This is a genomic window from Gemella haemolysans ATCC 10379 (assembly GCF_000173915.1).
Lineage (GTDB): Bacteria > Bacillota > Bacilli > Staphylococcales > Gemellaceae > Gemella > Gemella haemolysans.
On the sequence record NZ_ACDZ02000004.1, the window covers coordinates 51262 to 65356 of the forward strand.

Consider the following 14095-nt stretch of genomic DNA (forward strand, 5'->3'; position numbering starts at 1 on the left):
AACGCCCTTAAACAATATCTAATATTGTCTAAGGACGTGCGTTTTATACGTGGTACCACCTTATTTTATGGAAAATCTAAAATGATAAAATGAATTTTTTAGTTTTCCACCTCATTAAAATTTTAACGCTATTTTCTGCGTAATTATCTAACAGCTGCTCGATAATTAAAACTCAAAGACCATCTTCAAAAAAACTCATTAATCTCTTTTCAGCTACCGAGACTCTCTGGTGTAAATCCTTTTTTCTACTCATCTTATCCATGTAATAATATATTAATTTGTAAAAATATTTTTTATTCAGTCTTAAATACGACAAAAGGGTAGTAACACAAGGGACGAAATGACCGTGTTACCACCCAATTTTATAATCTTAAAATAAATTTTAATCTTACCTCAATGATTATTAACGGTTATCAACCGGAACTAACTTATATATACTCATTAGTTCAGCTCTGTGACCATTTACAATACACTCAAATCCTTTTTTTCACCAACCAAAAGGTCTCTAATAATTAAGAAATATTGCTCTTCACTTCTTCGCTTTTTAAAACTGTTAAAGAAATATTAACATAAGATATTTTCTTTGTCAACACTTTTTAGTAAAAAAATTAAAAACTTTTTTCGAAATTGTCAGAAATCTAATTTAAACCATATATATTAGTATATTTTTAAAATAATTATTTTATAATATCTATTTAAGAAATATTTAAACATTTACTAATAGTTAGTTAATATCTATAAGGTATACTGTATTCATCAAACAAAAAGTTTTGGTAATAAAGTATTAATAAGAGGAGAAAAATACAAATGAAAAATAACTTTATGAAATCAGAAAATTTTACAAAATGGGCAATAAGAAAAGTTAGTGTTGGAGTAGTATCAGCAGCTATTGCAAGTGGTATTTTTGTAATTGTAGGAGGTGGAGAAGCACATGCAAGTGATAAACAATTAGATAAAGCACCAATAGTTGAAACTGTAAAAACGCAAGTAGATGAAAATGTAGTTACTAAACCAACAGAAAAACCTGAATCAGTAGAATCAACAACAGTAAAACCTAAAGAAGCTGATAAAACAGTCGAACAACCTGTAGTTGGAACAGATAAAGAAGTTAAACCTGAGGTAACAGAAAATAATATTTTAAGTCTTGCTAAAGATACTGTAGATGCTCCAAAAGTTGATGCATCAGATATGACTACACATAAAACAACTCCAGTTGAAGTTAAAAAAGCAGTAATGGATAATACGAAAGATGAAGTTAACGTACCAGCTAAATACCTAGATAAAGCAAACTTCCCTGGGCCATTCACAGCTGGAGTAAATCAAGTAATTCCTTATCACTTATTCGCGGGTGACGGAATGTTAACTCGCTTAATCTTAAACTCATCAGATAAAGCCCCATGGTCAGATAACGGAACAGCTAAAAATCCAGCTCTTCCACCAGTGGAAAATTTAACACAAGGATTATACTTCTATGAAGTAGACTTAGCAGGAACACAAGGAAAACAAGATAAAGAATTATTAGATTTATTTAAAGCAAATGGAACACAAAGCTATAAAGCAACAATCAAAGTATACGGTGAAAAAGATGGAAAAGCAGATTTAACAAACTTAGTAGCTACAAAAGATGTAAATGTAAATCTAAATGGATTAACAACTGTTAACGAAGTTAAAAAAGCTGTTATGGATAATACTAAAAATATAATTGACGTACCAGCTAAATACTTAGATAAAGCAAACTTCCCTGGACCATTTACAGCGGGAGTAAACCAAGTAATTCCTTATCACTTATTCGCAGGTGACGGAATGTTAACAAGATTAATCTTGAAAGCATCAGATAAAGCTCCATGGTCAGATAATGGAACAGCGAAAAATCCAGCTCTTCCTCCAGTGGAGAAATTAGGACATGGATTATACTTCTATGAAGTAGACTTAGAAGGAACACAAGGAAAACAAGATAAAGAATTATTAGATTTACTTAAAGCAAATGGAACACAAAGCTACAAAGCAACAATCAAAGTATACGGTGAAAAAGACGGAAAAGCAGATTTAACAAACTTAGTAGCACTAAAAGAGGTTACTGTAAATCTTCATAAAGAAGCTATGGAAATGGAGAAAAAACCAGGTGAAAATATGATGACAGATCATAAAAAACATGGTTCAATGGATCCAAATATGAGTGAAAAACCTATGGATATGCACAAACCAGATGTTATGAATATGAAAGCACATATGCACAGAGATATGAAAGCGAAAAATATGAACGCTCATATGAACAATGATATGATGAAAAAAGGAATGTTACCAAAAACAAGTGCAGCTCCAGAAGGAACAATGAATGCAACAAACTCAACAAATTCTTCAACTACAGGAATAGTAGGATTAATCATCGCTAGTCTATTAGGTTTATTAGGACTTAGAAGAAAAAATGAAATCGACTAAATAGAATAATTTTAAAAAGTTATGTATTAAACGATTTAAATCAGTGTGATTTGATAGTAGTCTCTTTTATAAAATTTTTTGAATATCTAGAATTATGTGGGGAAATCTCAATTAAATTGATATTTTTAAAATAGTGAGAGATAGTACCTTGCAGAATTTAACAGAATAGTGCTATACTTTAAATGTATAGTGCTATTTTGTTAGGAGGAGTAAAGATATGATGAATAAAATTTTATTAGTAGATGACGAGATAGAAATAACGGAGATAAACAAAAGATATCTAGAACAAGGTGGTTATGATATAGATATTGCTAATGATGGTAAAGAAGCATTAGAAAAATATAAGAGAAATAAGTATTCTCTAATTATTACGGATATAATGATGCCAAATATGGATGGCTATGATTTGATTAGTGAAGTACAATATTTGGATACAGAGCAACCTTTTTTATTTATAACTGCCAAAACAACTGAGCCAGATAAGATTTATGCTTTGAGCATGGGGGCTGATGACTATATAGTTAAGCCGTTTAGTCCTAGAGAATTAGTATTAAGAGTTAGGAACATATTACGTCGAATTGAAAAAAGTAGTACAGATAGTATTTCGACTTTAGGGGATTTAGAAATAAATTATAATAGTAGAATAGCAATGGTCAATGGAAAACAACTAGACCTAACGGTGAAATCTTTTGAATTATTATGGTTATTAGCTAATAATCCAGAACGTGTTTTTTCTAAAACAGAATTATATGAAAAAATATGGCACGATGAATATGTAGAAGATGCGAATACATTGAATGTGCACGTGCATTCTTTAAGGAGAATATTAATGAAATACTCTACAGAGAAAACACCAAATATAAAGACAGTGTGGGGACTAGGATATAAAATGGAAAGACAAGTTTAAAAATGGAAAGGAATATAGAATGAAATTAAGAGATTATATTATTGTTGGATATATTTTGTCATTTTTAATAACTATAGCTGCTGTATTTTGGGCTTCAAACCAAATGTTAATCGAAAAGAAAGATACCTATTTTATTGTTGCAATTACTGTGATTGCGGGATTAATCGGTGCGACGATAAGTCTAGCATTACTAAAAGGTGTGTTTAAATCATTAGATGTGCTAAAGAAAAAAACAGTAAATATAAGCGAGAAGAGATTTGATATCAGTGATGAAGTGATACGTCCAGTCGAATTTAGAGATTTATCTATTGCATTTGATGATATGGCGGAGCACTTAAAAGAAAGTTTTGAATCACTAGAACAAAGTGAAAAAGAAAAATCTCTTATGATTGCTCAACTTTCTCACGATATAAAAACTCCTATAACTTCTATTCAATCAACAGCTGAAGGAATGTTAGATGGTATAATAAAAAAAGATGAATACAAGTACTATTTAGAAACAATTTGTCGTCAAACAACGAGATTAAACAAATTAGTTGAAGAATTAAATTATTTGACGCTAAGTGTGAAAGAAACTGATTCTGCAGATAAAAAAGAAACAATATTTTTAGATAAATTACTAATTGATTGTATGTCTGAATTTAAGTTAAGAGCAGAAAAAGAACAAAGAGATATTTTTATTAAAGTAATACCAGAAAATGCAAAAATAGTAAGTAATTATAATAAATTACAAAGAATTATAGTTAATTTACTAGGTAATGCATTTAAATACTCTCCAAGTGGAACAAAAATCGAAATAGTTGCTGAAATTAGTGATGAAATGCTTTCTATTTCTATAATTGATGAAGGATGTGGTATAAAAAAAGAAGAACTTGATAATATTTTTAAAAGATTATATCGTGTTGAAGCATCAAGAAATATGAAAACAGGTGGCTATGGGTTAGGTTTAGCTATAGCGAAACAACTAGCTGTGCAACTAAATGGAGACATTAAAGTAGAGAGTGAATATGGTAAAGGAAGTACATTTACCTTGGAAATTTTGACAAAATAAATTATTCAATGTATAATGAAAAAAAATATACTGAGGAAAAATATATGTCAAAGTCAAAGTACATAACGCGTTTAAAACGTTCTGAAGGACAGCTTAGAGGAATTCAAAAAATGATAGAAGAAGAGCGAGATTGTATGGATATTATGATTCAGCTAAGTGCAGTTCGTTCTAGTGTTGACAAAGTTATTGAATTATTAATAACAGAAAATCTTATGGAATGTATTAATAATCCTACAGAAAATCCTGAAGAGCATAAAGAAAAAATAGAAAAAGCTATACAGTATCTAGTAAAAAAGAAATAGCATACTAAATTAGTAATAAAAGTCTTGATCCAAGATTATTTTGGACCAAGACTTTTATTTTTTTAAGATGTATTAATTTTATAGAGAATTTTAATATTTTAATTGTTGGTTGCTTTTTACTAATTGGTTGTTTAATTCTTTATTTTGTTTCTCCAGGCCAGTTATTCATGCCACCTTCAACATTTATAACATTAAACCCTTGTGCATCAAGAAAATCATATGCTTTAGCTGAACGACCACCTGCTTGACAAATCACGTAGTATTTTTGATCTTTGTCTAATTTAGAAAAATCTGCGTCTAAAGCACTTAAAGGGAAATTTTCAGCAGAAGGTATGTGACCAGCTGTATATTCATGAATTTCTCTTACATCAAGAATAGTGAGTTTTTCACTACTATCATTAGTATATTTTTCATAAAAATCCTTCATTGAAATATTATTTTTCATAGTTAATTCCTCTCAATATTACTAAATTTAACTACTGTATTAGTTTTAAAAATTGTTGTGTTTTTAAAAGAGTTAAATTATTATTCATGGTCTAATTTTAAACTATTTTACCTCGCCATGCATGCATTCCGCCTTGAACATTGACAACATCGAAACCTCTTTTTTTAAGTTTCTTTGCGGCAAGTTTACTTCTTGCTCCAGAGTGACAAATTATATATGTTTTTTTGTCAGCTGTTGGAGTGAAGCTACCGATTTCATTTAGTGGAATATTTTTTGCATTTTTTATGTGGCCTCTTCTAAATTCACCAGGTGTTCTTACGTCTATTAGTTGAATATTTTCCTTTAATTTATTTTCTAGTTCAGCAGTAGAAATACTGTCAACTTTTGTGAATAAAAAAAACATTGTATTACCTCCTGTATACCCCTATAGGGTATATTAAAACATGAATTAAGGTCTTTGTCAAGGATGATGATTGTATAATAAGAAATATTTTATATTATATGTAAATAAAATACTATCAGCTGTTGAAAGAATTGTATATAGCTATTAAATCTTAATATTATTTATCTCTTTGAAAATTTGAAAGTAATCATATGAAAATAACTTTTATTTTTTCAGAAATTATATGCTTGACAAATAAGAAAAATAGGAGAATAATGGAATAGAAAGTAACCATAATTTTTATAAAAAACAACCAATAATTTAGGAGGAATTTTAAATGAAAAAAATATCAAAGGTAGCTACTGCCAGTGTACTATTATTTACATTAGCAAATCCACTAGCTGTATTCGCTGAGAATAGAGTAGGTAATGTTTCAGAAGCAAGTAGTAATAAAACAACACAAGATCTTACAATTAGTTCAGAAGAAATCAATGGAGATATAGTATTTCATGTAACTGCAGTTAGAGATACTTATGAAGCAATTCTATATGCCAAAATTAACGGGAAAAATTATACTTATAATCTAGGTAATCTAAAAAAAGGTCAAGTATCAAAAATAGTTCAACCTGGTGCAAGTATAAATAACAACAGTGCTTCTATTACAAAAGAAAGTAAAAAAGAAAAATCACTACCTAATACAAGTGTAGTAAGAGAATTAGTAGAAAAATCGATCTCGTATAGTAATGAATTAAATGGGAATGAAATTGAAGCAAAAGTTGTCTATAAAGTATATGAGCTAGTAGAAAAAAATCCAACTTTAAATGAAGGAACAAAATATGTTCCAGAAAGTAAAGTTAAAGAAGGTGCTATTGTAAAACCAGAAGTACTAGTAAAACCAGAATATAAAGAAGTTTTAGGTGGAGCAATAGTTGAACCTGCTGTACAACCGGAATTACCAAAAGCAGAAGAGCCAGCGACACCAGCGCCAAAAGCAGAGGAGATAGGGGTACCAGCGCCGAAAGCAGAGGAACCATCAGCGCCAGCACCAAAAGCAGAGCAACCATCAGCACCAGCACCGAAAGCGGAAGAGCCAGCGGCACCAGCACCAAAAGCGGAAGAACCAGCGGCACCAGCACCAAAAGCGGAAGAACCAGCAGCGTCAGCACCAAAAGCGGAAGGACCAGCAGCACCAGCGCCAAAAGCAGAGGAACCAGCGGCACCAGCACCGAAAGCGGAAGAACCAGCAGCGTCAGCGCCAAAAGTGGAAGAACCAGCTGCTCCAGCGCCAAAAGTAGAAGAGCCAGCAACTCCAGCACCGAAAGCAGAAGAGCCAGCGACTCCAGCACCAAAAGCGGAAGAACCAGCAGCGCCAGCACCAAAAGCAGAAGAGCCAGCGACACCAGCGCCAAAAGCAGAGGAGATAGGGGTACCAGCGCCGAAAGCAGAAGAACCAGCAGCGCCAGCACCAAAAGCGGAAGAACCAGCAGCGCCAGCGCCAAAAGTAGAAGAGCCAGCAACTCCAGCACCGAAAGCAGAAGAGCCAGCGGCACCAGCACCGAAAGCAGAAGAGCCAGCGACACCAGCACCGAAAGTGGAAGAACCAGCAGCGCCATCACCAAAAGCAGAAGAACCAGCAGCGCCATCACCGAAAGCGGAAGAGCCAGCTGCTCCAGCGCTAAAAGTGGAAGAACCAGCAGCGCCAGCACCAAAAGCAGAGGAACCAGCAGCGCCATCACCGAAAGCGGAAGAGCCAGCTGCTCCAGCGCTAAAAGTGGAAGAACCAGCAGCGCCAGCACCAAAAGCAGAGGAACCAACAGCTCCAAAAGAAGATACTCCATCTGAAGAAGTAACACCTAAAGATGAAAAACTTGAGGAAGCAAAAAAAGATGGAAAAGATGTTATTGAAAAAATTGCGGCTTCAAAACTTAGTGAAATTGAAAAAGTTAAAGATGAAGCAGAAAAAGCTAAATTAGAAGCTAAATTAAAAGAATTAAAAGAAGCAGGATTAGAAGCGATAAATAATGCTAAAGATCACGATGCAGCAGTAGATGCTGCGGATGAATATCAAACTAAGATTGATGAGATTAATGTTCCAGGTGAAGAATTACCAGCACCAAATTATAACAAAGATAATTTAACAAATGGTCGTAATGAAGGTACTACTATTGACAATGGGAGTACAGCAATAGGTCATGGATCAGGAGAAGCTACACCAACGCCGACACAACCTACTACTGAAAGATCAACTACATCAACAGCACCAACACAACCTGCTTCAACTTCAGAGGGAACTTCTAGTTTTAGAAATGCACCGGAAGTTCAAGTTAGAACTAAAAAGGTTGTAAAAAGAGATTTATCTAATAAAACTAAACAAATAAATATCTATTATAACTTAACAGCACTTAAAGATATAGCTGGAGCATTAGGAGAATCAGGTGGGGAGAATATGCTTACTTTCCCTGGAAATATATCTAAAGAAGATTTAAAACGAGCTATTGAAGAAAAAACAAAAGCACAAATAGAAAAATTGAAAAAACAAGGTTTTAAAGTTGTTTCAACTACTGACTTAGACCAAATCGTTGAAGGTGGAGATAGCTATGATTATGTTGTAGAATTCACAAAAGAATCTAAATCTACATCAGCTAATAATACAGGTTTTAGAAAAGCACCGTTAGTTCAAAATAGAGCAAAAAGATCAGCAGAGCAAAAAGAAACTGTAGATGTAAATGTTTATTTCAATTTAAAAACTTTACCAGGAATTGCTGGAGCATTAGATGTGGATGGAGATACTACTATAAAACTTCCTAAAGATGCAACTGTAGAACAAGTAAAAGCTGCTATACAAACAAAAATTGCTAAAGTAGAAAAACGTGGTTATAAAGTTAGTGATTTCTACTTTGGAGCGAAAACAGAACGTGGTTATGACTATGTTGTAGAGTTCACAAAAGAAGCTAAGACTCAATCAGCAGGTAATTCAGGTTTTAGAAAAGCACCTGCAACACAAAGAAGGGCAAAAAGATCAGCAGAAGTACAAGAAACTGTAGATGTTAATATTTACTTTAACTTAAAAACTTTACCAGGAATAGCCGGAGCATTGGATGTAGATGGTGACACTACTATAAAACTTCCAAAAAATGCAACTGTAGAACAAGTCAAAGCTGCTATACAAACAAAAATTGCTAAAGTAGAAAAACGAGGATATAAAGTTAGTGATTTTTACTTTGGAGCAAAAACAGAACGTGGTTACGATTTTGTCGTAGAATTTAAAAAATAAAAAATAACCTAAATAAAAACTGACCTCAAAGTTTAGATAATTATCTAACCTGAGGTCAGCTTTTTTATATTTTATTCTTCTTCAGTCTCACGAGGGAAAATAATTGATTCACTAAAGTTTAAGTCGCGAAGAGCGGTGTAAGAATCTTCTAGAGAAATATAATTCAATTTTCTCATCGTTAATATTCTGTATTTTAAAAGTCGAACTGCTTCCATTTGAAGTTCTTTAAGTTCTTCTTCAAAATCGATATCTTCTAAAAATACTTCAAACAAGGTGAATGAGTAGTATCTATATATATCTTTAACGAATTCTGCAGTATTTTCATCTGAACACTTTTCATCAATAACCTTATAAGCTATATCAAGAAGTGCGTCTCTTACTGTAGGCGAACAATCAATAATAGCTTGAATTTGACTAGAAGAAGCTTCGGCTCTTTGTTTAATTTCATCTAATTTATTGACGAAGTTTCCTTTTCTTCTTTTTGGAACTTTTTCTCTAAGTTTCTCATAGAATTCTGGAGTTAAATCTTTAGCAACCAAATGACGAGTTAAACGACGTTTTAGATTGGATTCTTTTACATATATTCTTAAATTAAGTAATAAGTTTTTTGGCATCGAATATGTGAACAATAAAGATTTTCTAAGTTGCATAATTTTAGAAATTTCCAAGATTTGTTCAATGTTAGGATTGTCCTTAAGTATTTCAGGAAGAGCTTTGTCTTGTGCTTTCATTATTTTTTTGTGTAGTGATAATGGTTCGTTTGCATTTTTAAATCTTCCAGTTTGCATGTTTTTAAAGTATACTTTTAGTTCGTGTAAAATTTTTATTTCAAAAGCATAAGCAAGTTTTTCTTCGATAGATTTTTTAGAAATATCACGCTCTTTTAGTTCTTCAAGTGTTCCTTCTAGGGTTTTTTCACGAAGAGAATATTGAGTATATTCTTTTTCTTCATCTTCTCCTTTAACAACAAGTGGAAGGGCGATTGTACCAATAACAATACTTAGTAACACAACATTACTCGCAATGAATAGGATGGTATTTCTAAGTGGGAAGTTATCCCCAGTAGAAGTTACAACTGGAATCATAAGTGCTGTGGCAAGTGTTACTGTACCGTGAATACCGCATAAACTAGCAATTAAAGAGTAGCTAAATCTAGAATAGTCACCTTTGTCGAGTTTTCTATTTAATATTATTTTTGCTGTTTTTCTAGCAGTAGTAAAAAGATGAGGTTGGAATGATATGTAGTAAAAATATACGAAACCTAATCTAACAATCATTAAACCTAAAACGATTACTAAAGAGATAATAAAACCATAGACAATATCAATTTCTCTGTTGTTAAACATTGTATGATATATCTCTGGAAGTAAATATCCTAAAAATGTGAATACTAAACCATTTAGTACATAACTTGCTATTTGTTGAGTACTATCTATAGTTACTGCAGCATCACTACTTACAATAGTGAGTAATTGAAGTTTTCTCTGGTAGTTGTAAACTAGAGCTGTAATTACGACAGCAACGATACCAGAGACACCGATATGCTCTGCTAGATAGAATACTATAACTGGTGTTATTAATTGAAAAATAACTAAAATATTAGATTCATCAGCAAACTTTGTTAAGAATGTAAACTTAATATAAGAGAATGCTATACCAATGATAAGTCCAAAAATTGCTCCACCTCCTGCAACTACTAAAAATTTATAGCTAGCATTTGTAACAGAAAATGTATTAGTAAGAACAGCGGCTAGAGCTATATTAAATGACACAAGACCAGAAGCATCATTAAGAAGAGATTCCCCTTCTAATATAGCCATAAGGCCTTTAGGTAGTTTCATTCCCTTAGTTATTGATTTAACAGCAACAGCATCTGTAGGTGATAAGATAGCGGCTAAAACAAAACATGCTGCCCATGGAATCATTGGAAGCAATAAATGAATTATGCTACCAACAACAATTACCGTTACAAGAACTAAAAATATTGCCATATATATAATAGGTCGTTTGTATAGCCAGATATTCTTTAATGACGCGTTGAAACCGTCGGTAAATAGTAAGGGAGCGATAACTAACATCATAAACATTTCAGATTCAAACTCAAAATGAAGTGGGAGATTAGGGATAAATGTTACCGCAGCACCAAGTATTATTTGGAATAAAGCTGCAGGAATACGTGGAAAAAGATTATTTAAAAATGAACCAAGTATTACAATTATGACAAATATACCTAGGGTAGTTAGTATTTCCATAAAAAACTCCTTTGTAATTATTTTATTATTATTTGTACTAATATATTTTACAATTATTTATCACTAAAATCAATAATTATACCATTTAAATGAAGACTATTTGGACTGATGATTTAAGAAAATTTAGAGTTTAAAAAAATTTGTAAATTATTACTTAGGTATAAAAATATCGCTACACCTAAGTATTAATACCAAGATGTAGCGAATTATTCAAAATATTTATTTAGATATTTGAAAAATTACCAACTAATTACTTTTCCATCTTCTATTTTAATGTCAGCATCATAAAGTTTGTTTAGAAGATCTTCATCAAAAAAGTTCTCAGCTTTATCATTTTTAATCACTTTTCCATCAAGAAGAGCAATAATATTATCACTATAAGCTAGAGCTTGATTAATATCATGCAATACCATGATAATAGTGATTCCTAATGATTTATTAAGCTCTCTTACAAGCTGCATTATAGATTTTTGATATTTTATATCAAGGAAAGTAGTAGGCTCGTCTAGTATAATAATATCAGTACTTTGTGCTAATGCCATTGCGATATAAACACGTTGAAGCTGTCCTCCCGATAACTCATCCACACGTTTATCTTTATAAGCCTGTAGATTAGTTTTTTCTAATGCAAATTCAATCTTTTCAACATCACTAGCAGTAGGCTTGTAAAAGAAAATGTTTTGGTAAGGAAGTCTAGCGAAACTAACCATATCATAAACGGTAATTTCTCGTGGAGTTTCATTCTTTTGATAAACAATTGCAAGAATACTCGCAAGTTCTTTTAATGAATATGAATTCAGTTCCTTACCTTCAATTTTTATACTTCCAGAATTATAGTTTAAGTTTTTTGCTAATATTTTTATAAGTGTACTTTTACCACAACCATTTTTACCAAGTAGGGTAGTAATCTTACCTTTTTCAATGCTTACATTTAGACCTTCAAAAAGTGCATTTTTATTATCATACTTAAACGTAAGGTTATTAATTTCTATTATATTTTCCATTAACTTACTCCTTTCTTAACTAAAATAATGAATGCAGGCCCACCTATAATCATCATTATTAAATCAGCAGGTATTTCTATTGGTGCAAAAATAACACGACCGATTGTATCGAATAACAGTAGAATAAATGCTCCAAGTAAAGCACTAAATGGAATTGTGTAAATATGATTTCGTCCAATTACAATTTTAGCAATATGAGGTGTAATAAGAGCCAAGAATACCATAACACCAGCAACAGCCGTCGAAATAGAAGCAAGAGCCACCGCAACAAATGAAATCAATAAACGAATCATATTAATATTTATACCAAGAGAACTAATAATATTATCATCTAAAGCAAATATATTGCACAGTTTAGCTAAGAAGAAACTAATAATTAGTAATATTGGAATCCAACCTAATAATAATGAAACGTCATCCCAGTTCTTAGTTCCTAAACCAACAGTTTTAAATGCTGACGAAGTAGTAGAGTTAGCTTGGTTCAAATACTGCATAGAACTTAGTATTCCTGTGAAGAAATAACTTATTGCAATACCGATTAAAATAATTTTAACATTGTTTTTTGTTCTACCAGCTAAGTAATAAATGATTAAGAAACCAAGAACACCACCGATGATAGAAAACACAGACTTAAACATTAAAAATTGTGGTAATAATCCTAATCCTAAGTATAAAAATAGGTTAGCTCCACTAGAAACACCAATAATACTAGGATCGACAAGTGGGTTCTTTAATACTGTTTGTAATAATAGACCACTAACTCCCAGCGCAGCACCTACTAATAAGGTGATGATAATTCTTGGAAAACGAACGTCGATAATTGCATTTACATTGGCGTATTCTCCGGTAAAGATACCAATAGCTAATTGTCCGACGCTAGCTTTTATACTACCACTGTTCGCTGCAAAAAATATCGTACTTAATAAAAGTAGAATAAGAACAGAAAAAGTGATTACTTTTTTATTTTTAAACATTAAGAACCTCCTTATATAGTTTATATGTTTAGTATATCACATTGTTTTAAAATTGTATTATTTAAAAAACCAGAGGTAGCAATGCGCTACTTCTGGTTTTAAGTATTAGTTACTATAGAAAATACTGTATAGACTTTCTAATCCTTTTTGGTAATCATATGTAGCTGTCATACCAAACATTGAGCTATCTAAATCGACAACTTTATTATTTTTTACCGCATCAAAGTGAGACCAACTCTTATTGTTTTCAAATTCTTTTTTAAACATTTCATTTACAGTATCAGGCATAGCATGAGCAGTACGTAAAATGAAATCTGGTTTATCGTTTAAAGCAGTTTCTAAGTTTAGATTTTTAAACTCTTCGTTACCTTTAACGATATTTTCACCACCAGCTAATTTTACAAGGTTACCTACGTAAGATTTTTCAGTAGCTGCCATGTAGCTTCCAGGTAAGCCCATAAGAACAAGAACTTTTGGTTTCTTTTTATTTGCGATTTTTTCATTGAATTTGGCGAAGAATTTATCGTGTTCTTTCTTTAACTCTTTGAATTTTTCAGTTTTACCGAATTCTTTTGCAAGTTCTTCAGTTACAGCGTATAGCCCGTTAACACTACGAATGTCTATAAATTTATAAGGTATTTTATTTTTCTCGAATCCTTCTTTTATCCAGTCTTGTAAACTATCTGGCGCATATACAATAGAAGGATTAATCGACTTAATAACCTCCATATTAGGATTCATAGGAAGACCAATTTGAACAGTATTGTCATACTTTTTAGGTATACGTCCTAATTTTGTAGTAGGAACAGCTGCTAATTTAATGTCAAGAACATTAGCTACTTGAGCAAGAGCGACAGAATCCATTACTACACGTTTACCATTTTCTTCTTCAGATTTTTTATTTTTATTTACACCTGTTAAGTCAATAGTCTCATTAAAAGCCTTATCAGCTAGATTAGGATCAGTTCCAGTAGTGTTACCAGCTTTATTTTGTGATGAACAAGCAGTAAGAACTAGAATACTGGTTAATAGTAGTGTAAATAGTAGGGATAGTTTTCTTTTCAT

The 14095-nt window shown here is 31.8% G+C and carries 11 protein-coding genes and 2 other annotated features; of the genes, 5 read left to right on the forward strand and 6 right to left on the reverse strand.

Annotation, left to right across the window (positions count from 1 at the left end):
- Nucleotides 1-27: 27 nt before the first annotated feature.
- Nucleotides 28-270 (reverse strand) — a binding site (T-box leader).
- A 58-nt stretch (nucleotides 271-328) separates the two neighbouring features.
- Nucleotides 329-547 (reverse strand) — a binding site (T-box leader).
- Between the two features lie 260 nt (nucleotides 548-807).
- From GEMHA0001_RS00560 to GEMHA0001_RS00575, 4 genes are all read left to right on the forward strand, one after another.
- Nucleotides 808-2439 (forward strand): SSURE domain-containing protein, encoded by a 1632-nt coding sequence (locus tag GEMHA0001_RS00560; RefSeq protein WP_004392801.1) that lies wholly within the window; start codon nucleotides 808-810, stop codon nucleotides 2437-2439.
- A gap of 217 nt (nucleotides 2440-2656) precedes the next feature.
- Nucleotides 2657-3346 carry a response regulator transcription factor gene (locus GEMHA0001_RS00565; RefSeq protein ID WP_004392811.1) on the forward strand — a complete coding sequence of 230 codons (690 nt, stop codon included), beginning with the start codon at nucleotides 2657-2659 and terminating at the stop codon, nucleotides 3344-3346.
- A gap of 19 nt (nucleotides 3347-3365) precedes the next feature.
- On the forward strand, nucleotides 3366-4397 hold the full coding sequence (locus tag GEMHA0001_RS00570; protein WP_004392790.1) for a sensor histidine kinase: 1032 nt from the start codon (nucleotides 3366-3368) through the stop codon (nucleotides 4395-4397).
- A gap of 44 nt (nucleotides 4398-4441) precedes the next feature.
- Complete coding sequence (locus GEMHA0001_RS00575) at nucleotides 4442-4699, forward strand: metal-sensitive transcriptional regulator (RefSeq protein WP_040464191.1); 258 nt, start codon at nucleotides 4442-4444, stop codon at nucleotides 4697-4699.
- A 139-nt stretch (nucleotides 4700-4838) separates the two neighbouring features.
- On the opposite strand, the gene GEMHA0001_RS00580 is transcribed toward GEMHA0001_RS00575, so the two are convergent.
- The gene (locus GEMHA0001_RS00580; RefSeq protein WP_004392779.1) at nucleotides 4839-5144 is read right to left on the reverse strand and encodes a rhodanese-like domain-containing protein; all 306 of its coding nucleotides are present in this window, start codon (nucleotides 5142-5144) and stop codon (nucleotides 4839-4841) included.
- A gap of 97 nt (nucleotides 5145-5241) precedes the next feature.
- Entirely contained in the window at nucleotides 5242-5547 is a 306-nt protein-coding gene (locus tag GEMHA0001_RS00585) for a rhodanese-like domain-containing protein (protein WP_004392795.1), read from the reverse strand.
- Nucleotides 5548-5863: 316 nt separating this feature from the next.
- On the opposite strand from GEMHA0001_RS00585, the gene GEMHA0001_RS08655 reads away from it, so the two are divergent.
- Nucleotides 5864-8800 carry a hypothetical protein gene (locus GEMHA0001_RS08655; protein ID WP_004392796.1) on the forward strand — a complete coding sequence of 979 codons (2937 nt, stop codon included), beginning with the start codon at nucleotides 5864-5866 and terminating at the stop codon, nucleotides 8798-8800.
- A 71-nt stretch (nucleotides 8801-8871) separates the two neighbouring features.
- Here the strand turns inward: GEMHA0001_RS08655 and GEMHA0001_RS00595 are convergent, their stop codons facing one another.
- The 4 genes from GEMHA0001_RS00595 to isdE form a co-directional block, all read right to left on the reverse strand.
- Nucleotides 8872-11052, reverse strand: coding sequence for a cation:proton antiporter domain-containing protein (locus tag GEMHA0001_RS00595; protein WP_004263188.1), 2181 nt, complete (start codon nucleotides 11050-11052; stop codon nucleotides 8872-8874).
- 239 nt (nucleotides 11053-11291) lie between these two features.
- Nucleotides 11292-12056 carry an ABC transporter ATP-binding protein gene (locus GEMHA0001_RS00600; protein WP_004392836.1) on the reverse strand — a complete coding sequence of 255 codons (765 nt, stop codon included), beginning with the start codon at nucleotides 12054-12056 and terminating at the stop codon, nucleotides 11292-11294.
- The gene (locus GEMHA0001_RS00605) at nucleotides 12056-13030 is read right to left on the reverse strand and encodes a FecCD family ABC transporter permease (RefSeq protein ID WP_004392815.1); all 975 of its coding nucleotides are present in this window, start codon (nucleotides 13028-13030) and stop codon (nucleotides 12056-12058) included. Before GEMHA0001_RS00605 ends, GEMHA0001_RS00600 begins: the two co-directional genes overlap by 1 nt.
- 105 nt (nucleotides 13031-13135) lie before the next feature.
- On the reverse strand, nucleotides 13136-14095 hold the full coding sequence (gene isdE / locus GEMHA0001_RS00610; protein WP_004392793.1) for a heme ABC transporter substrate-binding protein IsdE: 960 nt from the start codon (nucleotides 14093-14095) through the stop codon (nucleotides 13136-13138).

Bases quoted from the DNA above. Each gene is read 5' to 3' on its own strand.
- isdE (WP_004392793.1), bottom strand. From the start codon at position 14,095: ATGAAAAGAAAACTATCCCTACTATTTACACTACTATTAACCAGTATT.
- GEMHA0001_RS00595 (WP_004263188.1), bottom strand. From the start codon at position 11,052: ATGGAAATACTAACTACCCTAGGTATATTTGTCATAATTGTAATACTT.
- GEMHA0001_RS00600 (WP_004392836.1), bottom strand. From the start codon at position 12,056: ATGGAAAATATAATAGAAATTAATAACCTTACGTTTAAGTATGATAAT.
- GEMHA0001_RS00580 (WP_004392779.1), bottom strand. From the start codon at position 5,144: ATGAAAAATAATATTTCAATGAAGGATTTTTATGAAAAATATACTAAT.
- GEMHA0001_RS00585 (WP_004392795.1), bottom strand. From the start codon at position 5,547: ATGTTTTTTTTATTCACAAAAGTTGACAGTATTTCTACTGCTGAACTA.
- GEMHA0001_RS00570 (WP_004392790.1), top strand. From the start codon at position 3,366: ATGAAATTAAGAGATTATATTATTGTTGGATATATTTTGTCATTTTTA.
- GEMHA0001_RS00605 (WP_004392815.1), bottom strand. From the start codon at position 13,030: ATGTTTAAAAATAAAAAAGTAATCACTTTTTCTGTTCTTATTCTACTT.
- GEMHA0001_RS00575 (WP_040464191.1), top strand. From the start codon at position 4,442: ATGTCAAAGTCAAAGTACATAACGCGTTTAAAACGTTCTGAAGGACAG.
- GEMHA0001_RS08655 (WP_004392796.1), top strand. From the start codon at position 5,864: ATGAAAAAAATATCAAAGGTAGCTACTGCCAGTGTACTATTATTTACA.
- GEMHA0001_RS00565 (WP_004392811.1), top strand. From the start codon at position 2,657: ATGATGAATAAAATTTTATTAGTAGATGACGAGATAGAAATAACGGAG.
- GEMHA0001_RS00560 (WP_004392801.1), top strand. From the start codon at position 808: ATGAAAAATAACTTTATGAAATCAGAAAATTTTACAAAATGGGCAATA.